Here is a 21,622-nt window from a genome sequence, read left to right as displayed (position 1 = left end):
TCACAACCGGGCTGCGAACTCGGCGGCCCAGTAGGTCAGCACGATGTCCGCACCCGCGCGACGGATACTGAGCAGCGACTCCAGCACGGCGGCGTCGCGGTCGATCCAGCCGTTCTGCGCGGCGGCGGTGATCATCGAGTACTCACCCGAGATCTGGTAGGCCGCAACGGGAACCGTGGACATGTCGGCGACCTCCCGCAGCACGTCGAGGTACGACATGGCCGGCTTCACCATCACCATGTCCGCGCCCTCGTCCAGGTCCAGGTCGACCTCGCGCAGCGACTCGCGCCGGTTGGCGGCGTCCTGCTGGTAGGTGCGGCGATCCCCGGACAGCGACGACCCGACGGCCTCGCGGAAGGGTCCGTAGAAGGCGGACGCGTACTTGGCGGAGTACGCCAGGATGCCCGTGTCCTGATGGCCCGCGTCGTCGAGACCCTCGCGGATCGCGGCGATCTGTCCGTCCATCATTCCGCTCGGCCCGAGCAGGTGCGCCCCGGACTCGGCCTGCGCGACCGCCATGTCGACGTAGCGGGTCAGTGTCGCGTCGTTGTCGACCCGGCCGTCCGCCGCGAGCACCCCGCAGTGGCCGTGATCGGTGAACTCGTCGAGGCAGGTGTCCGCCATGATCACGGTGGAGTCGCCCAGCTCGGCGCGGAGCACGCGCAGGGCCCGGTTCAGGATGCCGTCCGGATCGGTCGCACCCGAACCGTTGGCGTCCTTGTCCTCGGTCCGGGGGACACCGAAGAGCATCAGCCCGCCGACACCCGCTTCGACCGCCTCGGCGGCGGCGCGGGACAGGGAGTCGAGGGTGTGCTGGAAGACGCCCGGCATCGAGCTGATCTCGCGCGGCTCGTCGATGCCATCAGCAACGAACATCGGCAGCACCAGATGCCGTGGCTCCAGCGAGGTCTCGGCGACAAGGCGACGCAGCGCCGGGGTGGCGCGCAGGCGTCGGGGACGTTCGGCGGGAAAGATGGATGCCCTCCTTCGTCGGGCCTGTGAGTCCTTCTGGCCCGCATCGGGACCAGAAGGACTCACGGGCGCGTCAGCGCCTAGCGCCTACGGGACTTCTTGCGCGGGGGCGGCAGCGCACCCTCGGCACGCAGCCGGGCGGCGTGCTCTGCGAGCGCCTCCACAAGCGGGCCGACCTGAGCGGTCTCGGGCTGCACGTCGACCCGGAGGCCGAACTCGATCGCGGTCTCCGCGGTCTTCGGCCCGATGCACGCCACCAGCGTGCGGGCGTGCGGCTTGCCCGCGATGCCGACCAGGTTGCGCACAGTCGAGGACGAGGTGAAGCAGACCGCGTCGAACCCACCGGTCTTGATCATCTCGCGGGTCTCGGCCGGCGGCGGCGCCGCCCGGACGGTGCGGTAGGCCGTGACGTCGTCGATCTCCCAGCCGCGCTGGCGTAGCCCCTCTGCCAGGGTCTCGGTGGCGATGTCGGCGCGGGGCAGCAGCACCCGGTTGACCGGATCGAACACGTCGTCGTAAGGCGCGAACTCGGCCAGCAGGCCCTCGCTGGACTGCTCCCCGGACGGCACCAGCTCGGGGTTGATGCCGAACGAACGCACCTTGTCCGCGGTGGCCTCGCCGACGCAGGCGATCTTGACGCCGGAGAACGCGCGGGCGTCGAGTCCGAACTCCTCGAACTTCTCCCAGACCGCACGCACCGCGTTGGTGGAGGTGAAGACCACCCACTGGTAGCGGCCGTCGACCAGGCCCTTGACCGAGCGCTCCATCTGCGCGGGGCTACGCGGCGGCTCGACCGCGATCGTGGGCACCTCGATGGGGATGGCGCCGTGCGTGACGAGGCGATCGCTCATCTCGCTGGCCTGCTCCTTGGTGCGCGGCACCAGGACGGTCCAGCCGTACAGGGCGCGCGACTCCCACCAGGACATCTTGCTGCGCTGGCTGACCACCTTGCCGACGGTCACGATCAGCGAACCGACCAGCTCGGAGCCGGCCTCGTTCAGCGTCGCGAGGGTGGCCTCGACGGTGCGCTGCTGGCAGGTGGTGCCGCGGACGGTGATCGCGGCGGGCGTCTGTGGGGCCAGGCCGTTCTCGACCAGCTCGCTCGCGGTCTCCGCGAGGTGACCCGCGGTGGCGTGCAGCACCAGCGGTCCCGGCGCCGCGGCCAGCGCGGCCCAGTCGACCTCGCCGCGCACGTCGACCTCGGTGTGACCGGAGCCGAGCGGCATGCCCGCGTAGCTCGGCACCGCGGAGCCTGCGGGCAGGCCCGGCAGGATCTCGAACTGCACCTGGGTCCGCGCCACCGCGGTGACCTCGGCGATCACCGAATCGGTTGTGAGCGGGTCGCCGGAGACCAGGCGGACCACGTCGTGCCCGTTCTTGGCCTCGGCCACCAGGGTCTTGGCGACCTCGGCCGGCTCGCCGAGCGCGGGGCGCACCTCGAACGGCGGGTTCTCGGGGTCGATCTCCTCGCCCTTCACCAGCAGTCCGGTGCCGACAAGCGCGGTGACGCCCTTGTCGACGTCGGGGTCCGTGAACGCCAGGGTGGCGGCGGCGAGGACGTCCCGCGCCCGGACGGTGAGCAGCGCCGGGTCGCCCGGGCCGGAGCCCACGAACAGGATCCGTCCGGGGGTGTTCTTGCGGACTCGGCTCATCGGTTGTTCTCCAGTGCGTTCATGTGTCGAGCAATGTCAGGGACATGGGAATGGGCGCGCGGTTTCGAAGAGCGCGCCGACGGCAATGACTCACTCATCGGTCGGTCCGCCCTCCGTCTCGCGCTCGGTCGCCGGGCCCATCAGGGCGCGGGCGCCCAGGTCGAGCAGTTCGCGGGCAACCTCGCGACCGAGTTCCTCGGCGCGATCCGGCGGTCCGACCGTCGAGGCCCGGATCGAATCGGAGCCGTCGAGCGCGGCCGCACAGCCGCGCACCGACAGCTCGTCGAACACCCGGCCGTCGTCATCGATGGACTCCACGATCTCCGCGATCGCGCCGACCGGGGCCGTGCATCCGGCCTCGAGCTCGGCCAGCAGCGCGCGCTCCGCCGTGACGGCGGCGCGGGCGCTCGCGTCGTCCAGCTCGGCGAGAATGGCGATCAGCGCGGTGTCACCCGCGCGGCATTCGACGGCAAGCGCGCCCTGTGCTGGGGCGGGCAGCATCTGCACCGGCTCCAGCGACTCGGTGATCACGTCGAGCCTGCCGATCCGCGAGAGCCCCGCCCGCGCGACGACGACCGCGTCGAGCTCGCCGTCGGCGACCTTGCCGATCCTGGTGTCGAGGTTGCCGCGCAAGGGCTGGATGTCCAGGCCGAGTCCGAGGGCCCGCAGCTGGGCGATGCGCCGCGGCGCGGAGGTCCCGATCCGGGAGCCCGCGGGCAGCTCACCGAGCACCATCCCGTCACGCGCCACCAGCGCGTCGCGCGGGTCCTCGCGTCCGGGCACGGCGGCGATGACGACGCGCTCGTCGGGGGCGGTGGGCAGGTCCTTGAACGAGTGCACGGCGATGTCGACGTGTCCGGCGGCGAGCTCCTCGCGCAGCGCGGCGGTGAACACGCCGACGCCGATCTTCTCGACCGGGCCGGAGAACTGGTCGCCCGCGGTCTTGACGATCACCAGCTCGGCGGGGTGGCCCGCGGCGATCAGTGCGTCCCGGACGGTGCCGGCCTGAGTGGTGGCCAGCAGGCTGCCCCTCGTGCCGATGCGCAGAGTGGCCGCGGGGGCCTGCTCCGCGGTGGTGTCCCTGGTGGATGCGGTGGTTGCACTCATGACTGCATCCCCTTCCATACGTCCATCGCCTCGGCCTCGTGGCCTGCCGTGAAATCGTCAGCGAGTTCGACCGCGCGCATCTCCATCGGCGTCGCGACGGCCTCGGCTGACCCGGGGCTCAGCTCGAACAGCTCACGCAGCGCGGCCGCGTAGGAGTCGCCGCCGGGGGCACTGGCCAGCTGCTTGACCCGGACGGTCGGCGCGTGCAGCAGCTTGTCGACGACGCGACGCACGGTGCGCGCGACCTCGTCGCGTTGCGGATCCTCAAGCCCGGGCAGGCGCGAGTCCAGCCGCAGCAGCTCGGCCTCCACCACGTCGGCGGCGCGCTGGCGGAGGGCGGTGACGGTCGGGGTGACCTCGGCCAGACGCTGTCCGGCCAGGTAGGTGGCGAGCTCGCCTGCGACGATCTCGCGGGCCGCCTCGGTGTCCGCGGCGGCCGCGCCTGCCGCCGGATCGCGCTGCAGGGCCGCCATGTCGAAGATGCTCACGCCGGGCAGTCCGGCGATCGCGGGCTCCACGTCGCGGGGCAGCCCGAGGTCGCAAATCACCAGCGGCCGCTGCGTGGAGTCCCGCTTCGCCAGCGCGACGTGCGCGTCGGCGAGGGTGACCACGGCACCGACCGCGCCGGTACAGGTCACCATCACGTCCGCCTCGGCGAGCGCGGACGGCAGGTCGGCCAGGTCGACGGTCGCGCCGTCCACCCCGGAGGCCCGCACGGTGTCGGCGAGGCGCTCGGCCCGTTCCCTGGTGCGGTTGGCGACGATGACGCGCCCGATCCCGGCCCGCGTCAGGTGCGCGACGGACAGCCCACCCATCGAGCCCGCGCCCACCACGACGGCGGTACGCCCGGCGAGCCCGTCACCGAGCAGGTCCGCGGCGCGGTCGAGGGCTACCGACACCACCGAGGCGCCCGCGCGGTCGATCCCGGTCTCGGAGTGCACCCGCTTGCCGACCCGCAGCGCCTGCTGAGCCAGCTCGTGCAGCACCCGGCCCGCGGCCTGCTGGTTGTCGGAGATCGCGTAGGCGGTCCGGATCTGGCCGAGGATCTGCTGCTCGCCGACGACCATCGAGTCGAGGCCGCTGGCGACCGCGAACAGGTGCTCGGCTGCCGCCTCGCTGTAGCGCACGTATGCGTGCTTGGTCAGGTCCGGCAGGTCCATACCGGAGTGCCCGGCCAGCAACTCGCCCACGTCGGAGAGCGCGCCGTGGAAGGCGTCCACAACCGCGTAGATCTCCACCCGGTTGCAGGAGGAGACGATCATGACCTCGGAGACATGGTCCGAGCTCATCATCTTGTCGATCAGCTTCGGCCGATCGGTGTCGCCGATGGCGACCCGCTCGAGGACGGAGACGGGAGCGCTGCGATGCGAGATCCCGACCAGGAGAACACTCACGGTGCCATCACCGATCCATTCGTTGTCGAACCCGAGCCTGACGAAGCCGAGCGTGCCGTGCGGAGCCCCACCGCCGCCGAGGCCGCAGCGGGCTCGGTTTCGGCGTTGCGGGCGCTGTGGAAGGACAGCACCTGCATCTCCACGGCGAGATCCACTCGGCGGATCTCGACGTGTTTCGGGACATCGAGCGGCGAGGCCGCAAAGCTCAGGATGCAGCGCACACCGGCATTCACCAGCAGGTCGCACACCTCCTGGGCAGATTCGTCCGGGGTCGCGATGACCCCGATGGTTGCGTCCAGCTCGCGGCACGCGGCCTCGAGCTCGGCGACGTCGCGAACGGTCAGCGCGTCGACGGTACTGCCGATCCGGTCGGGATTTCGGTCGAACAGGCCGACCATCGTGAATCCGCGACGGCCGAACCCGCCGTAACGGGCAAGGGCCTGCCCCAGGCTGCCGACGCCGACCAGCACCACCTGGTGGCCGCGGTCCAGTCCGAGCGCGGCCTCGATCCGGGCGCGCAGCTTGGTGACGTCGTACCCGACGCCGCGGACCCCGTTCGGGCCGAGGAACGAGAGGTCCTTGCGCAGCTTCGCGGAGCCGACACCGGCCGCGGTCGCGAGTTCCTCGCTGGAGACGATGAGCGTGCCGTCGTCGGCCATCACGCCGAGGACCCGCAGATAGGTGGCGAGCCGGGTGACGGTGGCCTGCGGCAGGTCCCGAACCGTCGTGTCCGCGCGGGCGACGTCGGCACCGGGACGAACTGCGCTGTCGGTCCCCGAACGGACTGTGCTGTCGGTCCCTGAACGGGACGCGTTCTCAGCCCCTGCGACGCCACGGGCAGAGAACCCATGCGGCTGGTGCTGTTCGGTCACGTTGGTGGCTCCTCGTCCGGCCATGCACATGGCCGGTTCTCACGCTGATCCGGGGGGACTGTTCACACCACGGTAACTGCTTGTGAACCCATGCACAAAGTCGCCGGATTCCGGATTCACCCGCTGCGACCTGCGCGGCGTCCGGATGCGAGGGGTGTCAGGTCGGCCTCAGATTGTCAAATCCGATCGCAGCCGAGGCTCGTCGACCTCCCAGTAACTGTGCTCACGGCCGTCGAGCAGGACGACCGGCAGCCGGTCGCCGTACTCGGCGCGCAGCTCGGGATCGGTCGCCGCGGCCACGTCGACGTCGACCGATTCGAGTTCGACGCCGAATTCCTCACACAAGCGCAGCAGCTGAGTGCGCGCTACGTCACAGGAGCCGCAGCCGGCCCGGGTCAGCAGGGTGATGGTGTGTGCGGGGTCGGCCATGGGTCCACTGTGCCACCGTCACCTGCGGCTTCCGCGGGCCGCCCGCGGAGACGCAAGTCACAGCGGCCACGCGGGCGGCGATCCACCCGGTGCGCCCCCGAGGCTGGGGATAGGGTGGGCCGCAGTTGGACGAACACAGGAGGTATGAGTGCCTGGTCGATCTGGTCCGACCGGCTCGGGAGTGGGCGCCGGCTGGCTCGACGCCAAGCGTCCCCGCCGACGCGGCAGGAACCCCTTGGGGCCAAGCGACGCCCAGCTGCGGGCCAGCCTCGCAGGCGAGGCCAGCGCGGACGCCGCCATCGCCTTGCACGAGGCGGCGACGAGCGAAGCCGTGGCTGGCGGCGAACTCGGCACCGGCGGCACCGAGGGCGGCGTGCCGCTCGACCTGACCGCAGCGGCGTTCTTCGACGTGGACAACACCATGGTCCAGGGCGCCTCGATCATCCACTTCGCCCGGGGCCTCGCCGCCCGCAAGTACATCTCGCTCGCCGACATGGCCAGGTTCGGCTGGCAGCAACTCAAGTTCCGGGTGACCGGCAAGGAGAACAGCGACGACGTCGCCAGCGGCAAGGAACGCGCGCTGGCCTTCATCGCGGGCCGCGAGACCGCGGAGTTCTCCCGCCTGGGCGAGGAGATCTACGACGAGCTGATCGCCGACAAGATCTGGCCGGGCACCAGGGCGCTGGCGCAGATGCACCTCGACGCCGGGCAGCAGGTGTGGCTGGTGACCGCGACCCCGGTGGAACTGGCCCAGGTCATCGCGAAGCGGCTCGGGCTGACCGGCGCGCTTGGCACCGTCGTCGAGAGCGAGGACGGCAAGTTCACCGGAAGGCTGGTCGGCGACATCCTGCACGGCGCGGGCAAGGCGCACGCGGTCCGGACCCTGGCCGTGCGCGAGGGCCTGAACCTCAAGCGCTGCACGGCGTACTCGGACAGCCACAACGACGTGCCGATGCTCTCGCTCGTCGGCACCGCCGTGGCCATCAACCCGGACGCCGACCTCAAGGAGGTCGCGCGCAACCGAGGGTGGGAGATCCGCGACTACCGCACGGGGCGGAAGGCGGCGAAGATCGGCGTCCCGACCGCGCTCGCGCTCGGCGCGGTTGGCGGCGCGCTGGCCGCCGTGATCAGCCGCCGCAAGCACTGACGCAACCGTGCGGAGCCGCTGTTCCGCTATTCCCTCGACAGCATCGCCGCGGCCGCGTGCTCGAGGTCGATGTAGGCCTCGCCGCTGACGTCCACGACCACCCGGTTCAGCGTGCCGCCTGCGAAGGCCCACGGCGCGGCGCCCGGGTAGTCGTCGGTGACCGGTTCGCCGTCGTCGCGGCCGATGGTGAGCCCGGTGCCGCCCAGACCGAACACGCCCGGCTGGGTCCGGATCCGGCCCTCCCCGACCCTCCGGTCGCCGTAATAGAGGCTGAGCAGGCCTCGCGCGGTACCCGGCGGGTCCTCGCCGTCCTTGTCGAACGAGGCGCCGAGGATCACGCGGTCGCCGATGGGCAGCTCCTCGGTTGCGCTGATCAGCTGCTGCTCGCTGCCGAGGAAGTTGTAGACGTAGTGCAGCCGGTTGTCCCGGACGTAGAGCGCGTGCCCGCCGAAGCGGCCGCCCTGCTTGAACAGCACCCCCGAGGCGCCTGGGGACGGCAGGCCGACGAGCGCCCCCAGCGAGTACGAGCGGTTGCGAACTGCCACCGCCACCGACTCGGGCACGGCGGCGCCGCCGGGCCGGTAGACGTACCTGGTGCGGAGCGGGGCAGGCCGCGGGCGCGGCGTCATGAGGATCTCGACCGGGTACCGGTCGTCGAGCGGCAGCGCCCGGTTGGCGCCCGCCTCGTGGAACCACAGTCCGATCAGTTCCGCGAGCCTGCCCGGCTCGGTGTCCGCGAGGTCGTGCAGCTCGGTGCGGTCGACGTCCGTGTGGTAGAGCTCCCAGGTGTCGTCCTGGAAGTGACCCCACCCGCTGATCGCCGGGTGGGTGGTGACGGCCTTCCAGCCGTCGTGCCAGATGCCACGGGTGCCGAGCATCGAATAGAACTGGGTGTGCCGAGCGCTGGGGATGCTTGCGGTATCGAAGCTGTAGCGCATGCTCACACCCTGGATCGGGTGCTGGGTGTACCCCTTGACCGTGTCCGGCATCTCGATGCCGAGACAGTCGAGCACCGTCGGCATCAGGTCGATGGCGTGGTGGTACTGGTCACGGATCTCGCCTCGGGCGGCGATCCCCGCAGGCCACGAGATGATGCACGGATCGCAGGTGCCGCCATTGAACGAGTAGCGCTTCCACAACTTGAACGGGGTGTCGAATGCCATCGCCCAGCCGTTCGGATAGTGGTTGTAGGTCCGGTATCCGCCCAGCTCGTCGAGCATGGCCATGTTCTCGGCCAGGTCGTCGGGCACGCCGTTGAAGAATTTGTTCTCGTTGACCGAGCCGTCGGGACCGCCCTCGCCGCTGGCACCGTTGTCGGAGACCAGCACGACCATGGTGTTGTCGCGCTGCCCGATGTCCTCGAGGTAGTCCAGCAGGCGCCCGATCTGGTCGTCGCAGTGCGAGACGAAGCCGGCGTACACCTCGGCCATCCTCACGAACAGCCGCTTCTCGTCGTCGGAGAGCGTGTCCCAGCGCCGGGTGTGGTCCAGCATCGGAAACGGCTGGCCGTCTGGTCCGCGGCGGGACTCAGGGGTGCCGATCGGGTTGAGCGGCGGGAGTTCGGCCTCCGGCGGGACCAGGCCCATCTCCTTCTGCCGGGCCAGGATCTCGTCACGCATCGCCTCGTAACCTGCGTCGAACCGGCCGCGGTAGCGGTCCGCCCACTCGTGCGGCACGTGGTGCGGGGCGTGCGCGCAGCCGGGCGCGTAGTAGAGGAACACCGGCCGGTCCGGCGCGATCGTCTTCACGTCGTCGAGGAACTCGATCGCCCTGTCGGTGATGTCGACACCGAGGTGGTAGCCCTCCTCCGGCCGGGCGGGCGGCTCCAGCGGGTGATTGTCGTGGACCAGGTCCGGGTGCCACTGGTTGGTCTCGCCGCCGAGGAATCCGTAGAACCGCTCGAAGCCCCTGCCGATCGGCCAGCTCGCCTTGCTCGAGGCCAGGTTCATCTCGTCGGCCGCGCAGAGGTGCCACTTGCCGACCATCGCGGTGCTGTAACCGCGTTCGACGAGCACCTCGGCGAGGGTGGCGCATTCCCCTGGGACGTGGGCGTTGGCGCCGGGGAACCCGATCGACGCCTCGCTGATGCAGCCCATGCCGTTGACGGTGTGGTTACGGCCGGTGAGCAGACAGGAGCGGGTCGGCGAGCACAGGGCGGTGGTGTGCCACTGGCTGTAGCGCAGCCCTCCTGCCGCGATCCGGTCGATGTTCGGCGTCTCGATGGGGCCGCCGTAGCAACTCAGCGCCCCGAAACCCAGGTCGTCGAGCACGATGTACAGCACGTTCGGTGCGCCCTGCGGCGCCCTCGGCTGTTCGTACGGGCCCCAGTCGGGAACCGAGTCGCGAATGTCGAGGTTGGTGATCCCGCGGAATGACCTGGCCATGGCGTGGCTCCCTGTCGAGCCCCCCTGTCCCACCAAAGCACAACGACAGGGCGATCACCAGGCCAGCAAGGGGAACCGGCGGCCGCGACGCGGGTTCACTTGCCGGGCAACCGATCCCGGACGAAACTCCCGATTCAGCCCAGGAACACGTTGCGGCGCTGAGCGAGCAGCCGGTAGAGGGTCTGCTGAATGGTCTCCCGAACGTGGTCGGTCAGCTCGAAGGTCACCATCGGGTCCTCCGCGCACACCGCGTCGTAGGAGTCGGTCTGGATCGGCTCACCGAACTCGATGTACCACTTCGACGGCAGCGGGATCAGTCCCAGCGGACCCAGGTGCGGGAAGAACGGCGTCACCGGAAAGTACGGCATCCCCAGCAGCCGCGCCAGCGACTTGAGGTCGCCGATCTTCGGGTAGATCTCCTCCGAGCCGACGATCGAGCACGGCACGATCGGGGCGCCGGTGCGCAGCGCCGCGCTGACGAACCCGCCCCTGCCGAAGCGCTGCAGCTTGTACCGCTCGCTGAACGGTTTGCCGATCCCCTTGAATCCCTCGGGGAAGACCGCAGCCACCTCGCCGGTCCGCAACAGCCGCTCGGCATCCGGGTTGCAGGCCAGGGTGTGTCCGGCCTTGCGCGCGATGTTGCCGACGACCGGCATCTCGAAGGCGAGATCGGCTGCGAGCATCCGCAGCGGGCGATGCGCCGGATGGTGGTCGAACATCGCCACCGAGGTCATCAGCCCGTCGATGGGGACCACGCCCGCGTGGTTCGCGACCACCAGCGCACCACCCTCGGAGGGCACGTTCTCGATTCCGCGCACCTCGACGCGGAACCAGCTGTCGAACAGCGGCCGGAGTATCGGCAGCCAGACGTTCTCGGTGAAATGCGGGTCGAATCCGAACTCGTCGACCTGGTAGTCGCCGGTGAGCCTGCGGCGGAGGAACTCCGCGATCGCGACCACCGGGTCGGCCACCAGGTCCCTGGCCGACTCGAGCACCACACCGGGCAGCGACGGCGACGCCTGCTGCGGGACACCGAACAGCGGGCGCGGCTCGGGCAGGGCCTCGCCGCCCTGCGGCACGGCAGGCGCAGGCCGAGCCCGGCGCCCTGCGGCGTCGTGCAACGGGATCACCTTGGCCACATCACTCATCGCTGCTCTCCCCCGACTCCGACCAACTGCTGCACCCGTGATTCGACCGACCGAAGCCAGTCCTCGCTGATCATCGGGCTGATCCCGGCCCCGTTGATCAGATCGTCCAGTCCCTGCATCGTCGTCCACCGCGGCTCGAAGCCCAGTTCCGCCCGCATCCGGCCGGTGTCGAAACCACAGCCGAAGTGGAAGTAGTCGAGCTGCTCCTTGGTGAAGTCCCGCATCGAGGGTCCCATCAGCGCCCGCCCTATGGTCCGGAACAGCTGCGAGGGCACCGGCACCGCGAGGCCACCCGCCCGCCGGACCGCCTGGGAGAGCATCACCACGCCGTCGGCCGCGATGTTGAAGGTTCCCGCGGGACCGGAGACCGTGGCGCGCTCGAGTGCGGCCAGCGCGTCCTCCTCGTGCAGGAGTTGCATCCGGGGATCGCGGCCGAGGACCGTCGGCACCACCGGCGAGTTCAGGTACCGCGACACGGGCCCGCTCATCCGCGGACCGATCAGCGGCGCCATCCTGAGCAACGAGACCGCGATCTCCGGCCGCCTACGCCCGAGGCTGCGCGCGTATCCCTCGATCTCGATGATGTCGCGGGCGAACGCGCCGCGCGGGGGCGTGCGGGCACTCATCTCCTCGGTGAACTTCGCCGGGTCCCGCGCGCTACCGCCGTAGACCGCACCGGACGAGCGCACCACCACCTTGCGGACGTCCGGAGACTTCTGGCACACCGCGAACAACTGCATGGCGCCGAGGACGTTCATGTCCTTCATGGCGGCCCTGCTGCCGGACTTCGGGGCCTTGGGGATCGACGAGGCGTGCACCACGGTGTCGACCCTGGCGTTGCGGATCACCTTGCCGATGAGCGGGTTCCTGATGTCGGCCCGGACGAATTCCGCGCGTCCCATCCGCCGCAGCATGTCCTTGCTCGGCGACACGGCGTCAACGGCGATGACCCGCTCGATGTTCGGATTCTGCGCAAGCCTTGCCACCAGGTATCCACCGAGGAACCGGCTGGCGCCGGTCACCAGCACCACACCGGGCGGCTGCACTCCGCGGTCGCTCATTACCTCCACACCCCACCCCTGCCTGTCGGGCCATACCTGCGAGCCTAGCCACACCCGGCCAGAACCGCACGACTCTTAACGAGTACGAAACACCTGTTTACCTGCAATTTTATGACCCCGAAGGAAGAATATTCATCCTCCCGATGCTGGACGTACGCCTAGTCGCCCCCGAATGCAGCGATGCCCGCCACCTGTCGGTGACGGGCATCGGAGGGACTGGGTCCCACACCTGCGAACTCGGCGATTTACTTACCGAGCTTCCTACGCTGCACTCGCGTCCTACGAAGCAGCTTGCGGTGCTTCTTCTTCGACATGCGCTTGCGTCGCTTCTTGATCACTGAACCCATGGCGGGTGTCCCTCACGTTCTTCTCTAGCGGTCCTGCGCACGCCGGTGACGTACGCGTGCGTTACGAATCTGGCGCTCGGCCTCGTATCTGCTAACCCAGCGCCTGATGACACCGGCTGGCTGGCACGACAAGTGATCATCGTACCGGTGCGGCCTCGCTCCACAGAAACCGAGCTTCCGTTATCCCCCGGATACTGCATCCGAGGGACGTCAGGACCGGTTCAGCCCGCGTCGAAATACGAGGTTTCCAGGTAGTCGTGCACCGCCTTCGCATGCACTCGAAATGACCGGCCCACCCGCACCGCGGGCAGCTCGCCGTTGTGCACCAATCGGTACACCGTCATCTTGGAGACCCGCATCAGCGCCGCCACCTCGGCGACGGTGAGAAACTGCGTGCCGCCGACCATGGGTTGACCGTCGGGGTTGGACCCCTTCGACTTACTTGTAGACACCATTAATCCACATACCTCCGGCACGTCTCGCGCCGCCGGCTTCCCCTCCGGCGGAACAGACACGCACGTGCTGTAATCAGCTTAGCGGGACGGATGGGGTTACAGCGACGGGTGTGGAGTACCAATATCTATTCGGTACCTCCACCGAGAGCGGCGGACCTGCTCTTCGCCGCCACCAGCGCTTCGTAGAACGCGGTCCGGACCCCACCCCGCTCGAGCTCGCGCAATGCGGCCGCGGTGGTGCCACCCGGTGATGTCACGGCGGCACGCAGATCCGCAGCGGACTCGCCGGACCGGTCGAGCATGGCCGCCGAGCCGAGCATCGTCTGCACGACCAACTCGGTCGCGGTGGCCCTGGTCAGGCCGAGGCCGACACCCGCGTCGACCATCGCCTCGGCGATCAGGAAGAAATAGGCGGGCCCGGACCCGGACACCGCGGTCACCGCATCCATCTGCGATTCCGCGACCGCGACCACCTTGCCGACCGACGCGAGGATGTCGGTGACCAGCGCGAGGTGCTCCGCCTTCGCGTACCGCCCACCGGCGATCGCGCTGACCCCCTCGCCAACCAGCATCGGCGTGTTGGCCATCACGCGCACCACCGGGAACCCGGCGGGCAGCTTGGCCTCGTACCGGGAGGTCGGCAGGCCTGCCGCCAGCGTGACCACCAGCTGTTCGCGGTCGCCGTCCAGCTCGACCGACGTCAGCTCGGCCATCACGGAGTCGACGTCGTTCGGCTTGACCGCGATGACCACGACATCGGCACCCTCGGCGGCATCCGCGATCGTGGTCGCCCGGATCCCGAACAGGCCCGTCAGCTCGGCCGCCCGCGCGGGGAAGGACTCCGCGACGACCAGATCCTTCGGCGCGCGACCCGCCTGAAGCAGACCCGCGATCAGCGCCTCGCCGATCCTGCCGCCACCGATCACTGCAATTCTCGTCATGCCCGCAAGCCTGCCATGCAGCCGTCGGGGGCCGCGACGGAGGTCCGGCCCCTGTCAGCCCTTCGGGATCATGGCCAGCTGACGGCTCTGCACCACGGCGTGCCCGGCCTCGTCGAGGACGAGATGGTCCTCCTCGAACCAGGTGTCGCCCAGCACGGTGGCGCTGGCCATCACCCGCAGCCATCCCGGCGAGGGGAGCCGGCGCAGGTAGGTGGTCAGCTGGACGGTTGGCGCCCATCCGAACATGCCGCGGTTCATCGTCACCGGGGCGCTGATGTCGCCGGTCATCAGGGCGAACAGCACCGCGACGTCGGTGTCGACCTCGTCCTCGGCGAACGGGCGCACCCACATCCGGTTCACCGGGTCACCCTGCTGCCCGGACAGGAACAGCGCGGCGGACGGATCGACCCGCAGGTCGCAGCCCTTCGCGACGTGCACGATCTGCCCCATCGGATGGTCGGGGGTGATGTGGACCGCGTCGGAAGGTGGCGCGGCGGGCAGATCGGCCAACGCGAGGGGCTCCTGATGCCGCGGGTCGGCGACGTCCGGCACGCCGAGCGTCACCGCCGCGGACACCGCGACCTTCTCACCCTGCATCAGGTCCACATCGACCAGGCACACCTGCCTGCCGAGCTTGCGCACGGTGGTGATCAGCCGCACCTCGCCGGGGTCGGGTGCGTTGAGGTAGCTGGCGCTGACCGCGATCGGCTGCATGGCAGTCGTGTCGACGGGTCGGGCCGCGCCCGCCTCCTCGCGCGGCGCCCGGATCACCTGGCGCGCGGCGGCCGCGCACAGGGCCATCATGCAGCCGCCGTGCACCTTCGGTCCGATGGTCCAGATCGGGTCGATCAGCGCGGCGAAGGCACCGCCGCCCAGGTCCGTCAGCGTGGTCAGGTCCGCGAAGGGGCGGGTCGAGGTGAGGGTGGCGGGCTGGGTCATCGGGTTTCCTCTCGGGGGTCCTGCGCACTCACTGAAATGTCTCCGGCCGGCGGAGCGATTCCGGCCGGCGGCAAGCTCCTGGAAGCGATGTCCTGGTGGGCGAGCCTGCGCATCGCGGCGATCACGGGCTCGTAGATCGCGGTGCCGAGCACGGCGTACTCGACGGCCGCCTGGGTGGATCCGGTCGGCATCAGCGCGAGGTCGACCTCCGCGATCCCCATGATGTGCCTGCCATAGGCATCGATGCGTTCGTCGGTCATCGGGATGCCGACGTCCTCGACCGCCTTCAGCGCCCGCTCGAGCTGGCCGACCGCGGGGAAGGCCGGGTCGTAGACCTGCCCCAGCCGTTCGAGCAGGCGACGGGCCCGGGGCTGCTCGCGCGCCTCGGCGTCCGCGGCGTCGTCGGGATAGGGCGGCAGCGTGGCCACCGCCCGCCCGAGGGTCTCGTAGAGCCCGTCGACGGGTTCGTCGGTCAGGCGGATGATCGCGCGGATCTTGTGGATCGGCAGCCCCGCCCCCGCCAGCGCCTTGATCAGCGCGAGCCGCCGCAGGTGCTCCGGACCGTAGCTGGACTGGGTCGCGCTGGTCGGTTCGCCCGACATCAGGACGCCCTCACGCAGGTAGTACTTGATCGTCGCCAGCGGAAGACCCGACCGCTCGACGAGCTCGGAGACGCGCATCGGGTCCTCCCGGTTGACGGATACATTGGATACTTCTACTATCCAATCACTGGATAGTAACGCTATCCAGGCAATCCGAGAGTACCCCTCGACCCAGGAGACCCGCCATGGACCCCATCCTCACGATCGTCGTCGGCGTCACCCTTCTCACCGTCGTCGGTATCGCCTTCGGCGGCACGTTCATGCTCCGGATCGTCAGCGGGAAGCAAGGTGCCAACGCCCTGCAGAAAACGATGTTCCGCGCCGGGCACGCGCACGCCGGGGTCCTCGTGACCCTCGGTCTCGTGGTCGCCCTGCTCACCCAGGCCGCGGGCGTCTCGCCTGGGTGGTCGGCCTCGGGTTCGATCCTCGTGCTCTCAGCAGCGATCTTCGTCCCCGCCGGGTTCTTCTTCTCCGTGATCGGCGCTGACCCCGTACGCCCGAACGCCTGGATGCGATCGGTGTGGATCGGCTTCGGGGTGCTGGTTGCGGGGCTGATCGTCGCGGGGATCACGGTGATCACCGCGGGCGTCGGCGCGCTCTGACCACCGCCTATGACCGGGCGCTCACCGACAGGTGTTCGCGGGCGAAGGCGAGCGACTGCGCGAGCATCGACGACCGCTCGGCCTGGGTGCGCGCGTTCTGGGTGTTGATCTCCAGCACTGCCTGGCCGTCGAAGCCGCTGTCGACGAGGTGCCTGCACAACTGCGCACACGGCTGATTGCCGTGCCCGGGGATCAGGTGCTCGTCGACCGACGCGCCCCGCCCGTCCGCCAGGTGCAGGTGGGTCAGGCCCGAACCCATCCGCCCGGCCAGGGCGAGGGCGTCCATGCCCGCCGTCGCGGTGTGCGAGAGGTCGAGCGTGTAGTGCGCGTGATCGCTGTCGGTGGGGTCGTAGCTCGGCGCGAAGGCGGACACACCCGGGCCTGGCCCGCCCCTCTTCTCGAGCCGTTCGGCCGACTTCGCGCGCTTGCCCCAGAAGCGATCCGCGCGCATCGGGAACATGTTCTCCACCGCGACCGCGACGTCGCTGCGCTCCTCGAGTTCGCGCACCTGGTCTGCGAAACCCTCGGAGTACTTCCGCTGCCAACGGAACGGCGGGTGCACGACCACGGTGCGCGCGCCGAGTGCCTCGGCGGCGCGGACCGACTTCTCCAGTTTGGCGGCCGGGTCCGCGCCCCACACCCGCTGCGAGATCAACAGACACGGGGCGTGCACGGCCTGCACGGGGACGGCGTACTTCCGGACCAGCGCCTTGACCGCGTCCAGATCCTGGCTCACCGATTCCGCCCAGACCATCAATTCGATGCCGTCGTACCCCAGTTCGGCGGCGTACTCGAACGCCGCCTCGGTGTTCTGCGGATAGACCGAGGCAGTCGAGAGTCCGACGAGGATCTTGCGTGTCCCGGTTCGAGTGCCGTCCATCGCCACCCTCGGTCAGGTCGTGAGCAGGAAGGCGAGCGGACCGATCGTCACGAACACACCGACGATGATCGCGATCAGCAGGCTCACCATGTCGTCGGTCTGCCGCAGGATCCGGACCACCGCCACCAGGCCGGCGATCACCAGCACCGCGAGGACCAGCGCCACCCAGGGCAGCACGTCCCACAGCTTCTCGAAGCCCTTGAACAGCAGCCCACCGACCAGCAGGGCGACGATGCCCTGACCGATCAAGACCGCCCACTCGCGGGCCGCGTGCTTGTCGTCTCGATCGGAGGGCGCGTCCTCGAACGCTTCGTCCGGCTCCCGATCCGCGAGGTCCTCCGACTCCGCGGACCCGGGCGCCGAGTCCTTGCGCGCCGCGCCCTCGCGCACCGGGTCCTCGCGCACCGGGTCCTCGGGCGCCGATTCCCTGAATGCCTGTTCCTTGAACGTGGACGTCTTCGGCACCACGATCCGCGGGATCTCGCCGGTGACGTGCACCAGCGCCCTTGCCTCCTCCAGCGTCTCTCGACGGGCGGTGCCCGCGGCCCTGGCCTGCCGCATGAGGTCGCCCTCGAGGCTGGACCCGGACAGCAGTGCCGGCTCACGGATGGGCGTGTACGGGACGAAACCGGGACGCGGGGCGGATGGAGCCTCCGCCACCGGCATGGCCGCGGTCTTCGGCTGCTCCGCGATCGGCGCACGCATGGAGGTCTTCGGCTTCTCGGCCTGCGTGGGCTGGGCGTCGACCTGATCGAGGGCGCCGGACCGGTATTGCGGCGGCAGGGCGGCCGCGGTGGCCGGGGACGTGACATCGGGCGTGGCGGTCACGCGGTACTGCGACGGCATCACGGGGGCCGGAGCCGCGGGGGCGCGGGCGTGGGGGCGGTGTGACGGGGGCGGATGGGGGCGCGACTCGCTCGTACTTCGGCGCCTCGAACTTCGGCTCGACCTTCGAAGCCTCGAACTTCGGTGCCTCGACCCTCGGCTCCTCGACCTTCGGCGGCTCGGGGACCGGCGGGATCGTGGGGCGCTCCCTCTCGGGGACGGTGTACCGCGCGACGACCGGTGGCACCGGAGTCCGGTCGGCGCGCCGGGACCGGGGCTGGGCGGGAGGCGACGGGGTGACGGCTGGTGCTGGCGGCGTGACCGGCGCGGGTGCGGGGGTGCAACGGGTTCGGGCGGCGCGACGGGCGCGGGCGGCGCGACGGGCGCGGGCGGCGCGACGGGCGCGGGCGGCGCGACGGATACCTCGGGCACCTCGGGAATCGTGTGCCGCGAATCCTCGGGAGGCCTGACGACGGGGATCTCGCCGGTCAGTTCGGCGACGCTGATCCCGCCGCCTGCCACTCCCCTACGGCGACGTCCACCGCGGGACTCGACCTGCTGGCCGTTCCTGGCGAGCAGCTCGGCAACTGAGACCTGCCCGGTGTCCTCGGATCCTTCGCTCATCGCGCACTCACCACCAGTTCTCCGCCCATCTCGGTATCCAGCTTCCGCAGGATCAGCCCCTCACGCAGAGCCCAGGGGCAGATCTCCAGCGAGTCCACCGACAGTGCCCGCATGCTTGCCTCCGCAATCAGTGCGCCCGCCACGATCTGCTGGGATCGGTCCGAGCTCACACCCTCCAATTCTGCGCGGTCCGACGTCGTCATCCTAGAAATGAACGCGATCAGTTGGCGAAGACCGCTGGCAGTCAGTGTCCTCTGTACCCGGGGTCCGGCGGCGGAGGGCGCGGCCCCGGTGAGTCGTGCCAGGGACCGGAACGTCTTGGAGGTCCCGACCACCCGATCCGGTGCGCCCGCGGCACGCAGGGCCTTGGCAGGCTCGACCAGCTCGGCATCGAGCCAATCGCGCAACACCGCCACCCTGCGCTTGCCGGGCGGGTCGGCCTGCAACCAGTCCCGGGTCAACCGTCCGGCACCGAGCTGGAGGGAGAACGCGACGTCCGGGTCCTCGTCGCCACCGGAGGCCAGCTCCAGCGAGCCGCCGCCGATGTCGAAGTTCATGATCCGGCCTGCGCTCCAGCCGTACCAGCGCCGCACCGCGAGAAAGGTCAGCCGGGCCTCGTCGACGCCGGACAGCACCTCGAGCGCCACCCCCGTCTCGTCCCGGACGCGGGCCAGCACCGCCTCGGAGTTGGTGGCGTCGCGGACCGCCGAGGTCGCAAAGGCCATCAGCTCGCCGCATCCGGAGGTCGAGGCGATGCTCGCGAAGTCCCGCACCGCCGCGACCAGCTTGTCGGCCCCGCCCGCGGTGATGTCGCCGCGGTCGTCGGTGTTCTCGGCGAGCCGCAGCGTCGACTTGGTGGAGCTCATCGGCGTCGGGTGAGCGCCCCTGTGGGCATCCACCACGAGTAGATGAACCGTGTTGCTTCCGACGTCGAGTACCCCTAACCGCACGTGACCACGGTACTGGGTCTACCGTCGAGACTTGTGACAGCAGGCAACACCACGCCCGATTCGAAGATGGAGCCGACGCCGGAAGTCGACCCCGACTTCCCCCGCGAGTGGATCGAATTCGTGGACCCCGCCAACGCCGAACATCTCGTGGTGGCGGACCTGACCTGGCTGCTTTCGCGCTGGACCTGCGTGTTCGGCACCCCCGCGTGCCAGGGCACCGTGCCGGGACGTCCGGACGACGGCTGCTGCTCGCACGGCGCCTTCCTCTCCGACTCCGACGACAAGGCCAAGCTCGACCGGTCAGTGAAGCTGCTCACAAAGCGCGACTGGCAGTTCATGGAGAAGGGCCTTGGCAAGAAGGGCTACGTCGAGGAGGACGACCTCGACGACGAGCCCGCGCTGCGCACCAGGCGGTACCAGGGCGCCTGCATCTTCCTCAACCGGCCGGGATTCGAGGGCGGGATCGGCTGCGCGCTGCATTCGATGGCGCTGCGCAAGGGCATCGAGCCGCTCGAGGTCAAGCCGGACGTCTGCTGGCAGCTGCCCGTCCGTCGCACCCAGGACTGGGTGGAGCGGCCGGACGGCTCGCAGATCCTCAAGACCGTGATCACCGAGTACGACCGACGGGGCTGGGGCGAGGGCGGCGAGGACCTGCACTGGTACTGCTCCGGATCGCCCGACGCGCACGTCGGTTCGAAGCCGGTGTGGCAGAGCTACGCCCCCGAGCTGACGGAGCTGCTCGGCAAGCCCGCCTACGAGGAGCTGGCCAAGCATTGCCGTCGCCGCGCGGGGCTCGGCCTGATCGCCGTGCACCCGGCGACCACCGCCGCGCAGGCGAAGGCGAAGTCGGACCAGGCTCCTCGAACGTAACGATCGGTCTGCGTTGTCCCGATAACGGATCAGGAGGGTGCATCAGCCCTCCCCGTCACAAGGGGTCGCACATGTTCACTCGCACACTGGCAACGGCCGCACTGGTCGTGGGCACCGCGCTGGCGCTGGCCCCGGGCGCGTCGGCCGCGGAGCCCGACGACCCGTACGGCTTCAACGCGGTTCGCGACCGGACCGACTACTTCGTCGCGCCCCTCGATGCCGGTGCGCTGATCGGCCCGAACACCTACAAGCCGATCATCCTCAGTCCGTACGGCGCCACCCGAAAGATCGAGTGCCGCGGCGACGGCCACTACGCCCAAATCCACGAGTGCAAGCAGTACGACACGAACAACGTCGCGCACGACCTCCAACTGCTCGCCAACCCGATCCGCCCGATCTGGGTCTACAACCCCTTCTAGCCTTCGAGCCGGAGCGCGCGGGCCAGTACCGGCCACGATCGGTGCAGGGCTTCCTGCCAATATCCCCACGAGTGGGTGCCCGTCGGCCGCAGGTCTACCTCGGCCGGGATCCCGAGCTCGCCGAGCCGGTGCACCAGCCGCTGGGTGCAGTGGTTGGTCGCGGCCTCGATCGCCCCACCGACCACGATCTGGTCCTCCAACGGCGGTGAGGCGGCGGGCCGCGTCGCGCCCGGTTCCTCGAACGGGCCCGGCAGCCCGCTGCCGCTCGAGATGAACAGCTCGAGCCCGCGCAGCTTCTCGGCGTTGACGTAGGGGTCGTGCCGGACCCATTCCGGGTCGTCGGTGGGACCCCACATGTTGCGGGTGTCGCCGCCGCCCGCGCCCTCGACCACGACGCGCACCAGCGCCTGCCCGACCGGGTCGCTGGTCATCGCGCAGCCGCTGTACGAGGCGACGCCGCGGTAGAGCCCTGGCGTCTGGATGGCCAGGTCGAGGACCGAACCCGCCGACATCGACAGCCCGCCGATCGCGTTGACCCCGTTGGCGCCGAGCGCCGCGTCCAGCACCGGCGGCAGCTCCCGGGTGAGGAAGGTCTGCCACTGGTTGCGGCCGAGCTCCTGATCGTCGCGGCGCCAGTCGGTGTAGTAGCTGATGTACCCGCCGACGGGGATGACGACGTTCACGTTCTTGTCGCCGAAGAAGTCGACGATGTCGGTCTGGCGTGTCCAGTTCGCGCCGTCCTCGCCACCGCCCGCGCCGTTGAGCATGTACAGCGTCGGGCGCGGAACGCTGGTGTCCGCAGGGCGCAGCACCTGCAATTCCACCACCTCGTCCATCGAGGGCGAGTGCACGAAGACGTTCCAGCGCTGATCGCTGACCTTCTCTATGTGGTCGAGCGCCGCGCCAACCGGTGTCGCCGGACCGGGGGCCTGAGCCGCCGCGGGCGCCGCGGCCAGCCCCATCACGATGGCGGCGGCAAGGACCGCCACCGCACTCCGCATT

Annotated in this window: 23 protein-coding genes; 5 read left to right on the top strand and 18 right to left on the bottom strand. The window is 70.0% G+C overall.

Annotation, left to right across the window (positions count from 1 at the left end; genetic code table 11):
- From hemB to BTZ20_RS05340, 6 genes are all read right to left on the bottom strand, one after another.
- Positions 1-975, bottom strand: a complete 975-nt coding sequence (hemB, locus tag BTZ20_RS05365; RefSeq protein WP_077043500.1) for a porphobilinogen synthase — start codon at positions 973-975, stop codon at positions 1-3.
- Positions 976-1,052: 77 nt separating this feature from the next.
- Positions 1,053-2,624, bottom strand: a complete 1,572-nt coding sequence (locus BTZ20_RS05360; protein ID WP_077040658.1) for a uroporphyrinogen-III synthase — start codon at positions 2,622-2,624, stop codon at positions 1,053-1,055.
- Positions 2,625-2,714: 90 nt separating this feature from the next.
- Complete coding sequence (hemC, locus tag BTZ20_RS05355) at positions 2,715-3,731, bottom strand: hydroxymethylbilane synthase (RefSeq protein WP_077040657.1); 1,017 nt, start codon at positions 3,729-3,731, stop codon at positions 2,715-2,717.
- Positions 3,728-5,125: a glutamyl-tRNA reductase gene (locus tag BTZ20_RS05350; protein ID WP_077040656.1), complete on the bottom strand. Its 1,398-nt coding sequence runs from the start codon at positions 5,123-5,125 to the stop codon at positions 3,728-3,730. Before BTZ20_RS05350 ends, hemC begins: the two co-directional genes overlap by 4 nt.
- Entirely contained in the window at positions 5,122-5,997 is an 876-nt protein-coding gene (locus BTZ20_RS05345) for a redox-sensing transcriptional repressor Rex (protein ID WP_411269105.1), read from the bottom strand. The genes BTZ20_RS05350 and BTZ20_RS05345 overlap by 4 nt, the downstream gene beginning before the upstream one ends.
- Positions 5,998-6,165: 168 nt before the next feature.
- The gene (locus BTZ20_RS05340; RefSeq protein ID WP_077040655.1) at positions 6,166-6,426 is read right to left on the bottom strand and encodes a glutaredoxin family protein; all 261 of its coding nucleotides are present in this window, start codon (positions 6,424-6,426) and stop codon (positions 6,166-6,168) included.
- A gap of 148 nt (positions 6,427-6,574) precedes the next feature.
- Here BTZ20_RS05340 and BTZ20_RS05335 point away from each other — a divergent pair, with 148 nt between their 5' ends.
- Complete coding sequence (locus BTZ20_RS05335; RefSeq protein ID WP_077040654.1) at positions 6,575-7,573, top strand: HAD family hydrolase; 999 nt, start codon at positions 6,575-6,577, stop codon at positions 7,571-7,573.
- Positions 7,574-7,599: 26 nt separating this feature from the next.
- Here the strand turns inward: BTZ20_RS05335 and BTZ20_RS05330 are convergent, their stop codons facing one another.
- From BTZ20_RS05330 to BTZ20_RS05295, 8 genes are all read right to left on the bottom strand, one after another.
- Positions 7,600-9,957 (bottom strand): arylsulfatase, encoded by a 2,358-nt coding sequence (locus tag BTZ20_RS05330; protein ID WP_077040653.1) that lies wholly within the window; start codon positions 9,955-9,957, stop codon positions 7,600-7,602.
- A gap of 134 nt (positions 9,958-10,091) precedes the next feature.
- Positions 10,092-11,105, bottom strand: a complete 1,014-nt coding sequence (locus tag BTZ20_RS05325) for a lysophospholipid acyltransferase family protein (RefSeq protein WP_077040652.1) — start codon at positions 11,103-11,105, stop codon at positions 10,092-10,094.
- Positions 11,102-12,166 carry an NAD-dependent epimerase/dehydratase family protein gene (locus BTZ20_RS05320; RefSeq protein ID WP_077040651.1) on the bottom strand — a complete coding sequence of 355 codons (1,065 nt, stop codon included), beginning with the start codon at positions 12,164-12,166 and terminating at the stop codon, positions 11,102-11,104. Before BTZ20_RS05320 ends, BTZ20_RS05325 begins: the two co-directional genes overlap by 4 nt.
- Before the next feature lie 245 nt (positions 12,167-12,411).
- Positions 12,412-12,513, bottom strand: coding sequence for a 30S ribosomal protein bS22 (locus tag BTZ20_RS05315; RefSeq protein ID WP_003402602.1), 102 nt, complete (start codon positions 12,511-12,513; stop codon positions 12,412-12,414).
- A 221-nt stretch (positions 12,514-12,734) separates the two neighbouring features.
- Positions 12,735-12,968 (bottom strand): helix-turn-helix domain-containing protein, encoded by a 234-nt coding sequence (locus tag BTZ20_RS05310; protein WP_077040650.1) that lies wholly within the window; start codon positions 12,966-12,968, stop codon positions 12,735-12,737.
- Between the two features lie 125 nt (positions 12,969-13,093).
- On the bottom strand, positions 13,094-13,909 hold the full coding sequence (gene proC, locus BTZ20_RS05305; RefSeq protein ID WP_077040649.1) for a pyrroline-5-carboxylate reductase: 816 nt from the start codon (positions 13,907-13,909) through the stop codon (positions 13,094-13,096).
- 54 nt (positions 13,910-13,963) lie between these two features.
- The gene (locus BTZ20_RS05300; RefSeq protein ID WP_077040648.1) at positions 13,964-14,848 is read right to left on the bottom strand and encodes a thioesterase family protein; all 885 of its coding nucleotides are present in this window, start codon (positions 14,846-14,848) and stop codon (positions 13,964-13,966) included.
- Positions 14,845-15,528, bottom strand: a complete 684-nt coding sequence (locus tag BTZ20_RS05295; protein WP_077040647.1) for a MerR family transcriptional regulator — start codon at positions 15,526-15,528, stop codon at positions 14,845-14,847. The genes BTZ20_RS05300 and BTZ20_RS05295 overlap by 4 nt, the downstream gene beginning before the upstream one ends.
- 107 nt (positions 15,529-15,635) lie before the next feature.
- Between BTZ20_RS05295 and BTZ20_RS05290 the strand changes: the two genes are divergently transcribed.
- Complete coding sequence (locus BTZ20_RS05290) at positions 15,636-16,052, top strand: hypothetical protein (RefSeq protein WP_077040646.1); 417 nt, start codon at positions 15,636-15,638, stop codon at positions 16,050-16,052.
- Positions 16,053-16,059: 7 nt separating this feature from the next.
- On the opposite strand, the gene BTZ20_RS05285 is transcribed toward BTZ20_RS05290, so the two are convergent.
- On the bottom strand, positions 16,060-16,932 hold the full coding sequence (locus BTZ20_RS05285) for a sugar phosphate isomerase/epimerase family protein (RefSeq protein ID WP_077043498.1): 873 nt from the start codon (positions 16,930-16,932) through the stop codon (positions 16,060-16,062).
- Positions 16,933-16,944: 12 nt separating this feature from the next.
- Entirely contained in the window at positions 16,945-17,760 is an 816-nt protein-coding gene (locus BTZ20_RS26170; protein ID WP_145982215.1) for a hypothetical protein, read from the bottom strand.
- Between the two features lie 441 nt (positions 17,761-18,201).
- Here BTZ20_RS26170 and BTZ20_RS27105 point away from each other — a divergent pair, with 441 nt between their 5' ends.
- Positions 18,202-18,348, top strand: a complete 147-nt coding sequence (locus BTZ20_RS27105; protein ID WP_189636598.1) for a hypothetical protein — start codon at positions 18,202-18,204, stop codon at positions 18,346-18,348.
- Positions 18,349-18,377: 29 nt separating this feature from the next.
- Here BTZ20_RS27105 and BTZ20_RS05275 read toward each other — a convergent pair whose 3' ends face one another.
- A complete protein-coding gene (locus BTZ20_RS05275) occupies positions 18,378-19,331 on the bottom strand; it encodes a Ppx/GppA phosphatase family protein (protein ID WP_077040644.1) in 954 nt (317 codons plus the stop codon).
- A gap of 66 nt (positions 19,332-19,397) precedes the next feature.
- On the opposite strand from BTZ20_RS05275, the gene BTZ20_RS05270 reads away from it, so the two are divergent.
- Complete coding sequence (locus BTZ20_RS05270) at positions 19,398-20,201, top strand: hypothetical protein (protein WP_077040643.1); 804 nt, start codon at positions 19,398-19,400, stop codon at positions 20,199-20,201.
- Between the two features lie 71 nt (positions 20,202-20,272).
- A complete protein-coding gene (locus tag BTZ20_RS05265) occupies positions 20,273-20,620 on the top strand; it encodes a hypothetical protein (protein WP_077040642.1) in 348 nt (115 codons plus the stop codon).
- Here the strand turns inward: BTZ20_RS05265 and BTZ20_RS05260 are convergent.
- The gene (locus BTZ20_RS05260) at positions 20,617-21,621 is read right to left on the bottom strand and encodes an alpha/beta hydrolase (protein WP_077040641.1); all 1,005 of its coding nucleotides are present in this window, start codon (positions 21,619-21,621) and stop codon (positions 20,617-20,619) included. The two genes, BTZ20_RS05265 and BTZ20_RS05260, sit on opposite strands and share 4 nt — an antisense overlap.
- Between the last annotated feature and the right edge of the window lies 1 nt (position 21,622).

The sequence above is a fragment of the Rhodococcus sp. MTM3W5.2 genome, from assembly GCF_001984015.1.
GTDB lineage: Bacteria > Actinomycetota > Actinomycetes > Mycobacteriales > Mycobacteriaceae > Rhodococcus_G > Rhodococcus_G oryzae.
Note: the sequence above shows the minus strand (reverse complement) of the source record. Positions and strands in the feature narration are given on the sequence as shown.

Coding starts and splice junctions, on each gene's coding strand:
- BTZ20_RS05360 (WP_077040658.1), bottom strand. CDS start 2,624: ATGAGCCGAGTCCGCAAGAACACCCCCGGACGGATCCTGTTCGTGGGC.
- hemC (WP_077040657.1), bottom strand. CDS start 3,731: ATGAGTGCAACCACCGCATCCACCAGGGACACCACCGCGGAGCAGGCC.
- BTZ20_RS05340 (WP_077040655.1), bottom strand. CDS start 6,426: ATGGCCGACCCCGCACACACCATCACCCTGCTGACCCGGGCCGGCTGC.
- BTZ20_RS05330 (WP_077040653.1), bottom strand. CDS start 9,957: ATGGCCAGGTCATTCCGCGGGATCACCAACCTCGACATTCGCGACTCG.
- BTZ20_RS05325 (WP_077040652.1), bottom strand. CDS start 11,105: ATGAGTGATGTGGCCAAGGTGATCCCGTTGCACGACGCCGCAGGGCGC.
- BTZ20_RS05320 (WP_077040651.1), bottom strand. CDS start 12,166: ATGAGCGACCGCGGAGTGCAGCCGCCCGGTGTGGTGCTGGTGACCGGC.
- BTZ20_RS05315 (WP_003402602.1), bottom strand. CDS start 12,513: ATGGGTTCAGTGATCAAGAAGCGACGCAAGCGCATGTCGAAGAAGAAG.
- BTZ20_RS05310 (WP_077040650.1), bottom strand. CDS start 12,968: ATGGTGTCTACAAGTAAGTCGAAGGGGTCCAACCCCGACGGTCAACCC.
- proC (WP_077040649.1), bottom strand. CDS start 13,909: ATGACGAGAATTGCAGTGATCGGTGGCGGCAGGATCGGCGAGGCGCTG.
- BTZ20_RS05300 (WP_077040648.1), bottom strand. CDS start 14,848: ATGACCCAGCCCGCCACCCTCACCTCGACCCGCCCCTTCGCGGACCTG.
- BTZ20_RS05295 (WP_077040647.1), bottom strand. CDS start 15,528: ATGCGCGTCTCCGAGCTCGTCGAGCGGTCGGGTCTTCCGCTGGCGACG.
- BTZ20_RS05290 (WP_077040646.1), top strand. CDS start 15,636: ATGGACCCCATCCTCACGATCGTCGTCGGCGTCACCCTTCTCACCGTC.
- BTZ20_RS05285 (WP_077043498.1), bottom strand. CDS start 16,932: ATGGACGGCACTCGAACCGGGACACGCAAGATCCTCGTCGGACTCTCG.
- BTZ20_RS05270 (WP_077040643.1), top strand. CDS start 19,398: ATGGAGCCGACGCCGGAAGTCGACCCCGACTTCCCCCGCGAGTGGATC.
- BTZ20_RS05265 (WP_077040642.1), top strand. CDS start 20,273: ATGTTCACTCGCACACTGGCAACGGCCGCACTGGTCGTGGGCACCGCG.
- BTZ20_RS05260 (WP_077040641.1), bottom strand. CDS start 21,621: ATGCGGAGTGCGGTGGCGGTCCTTGCCGCCGCCATCGTGATGGGGCTG.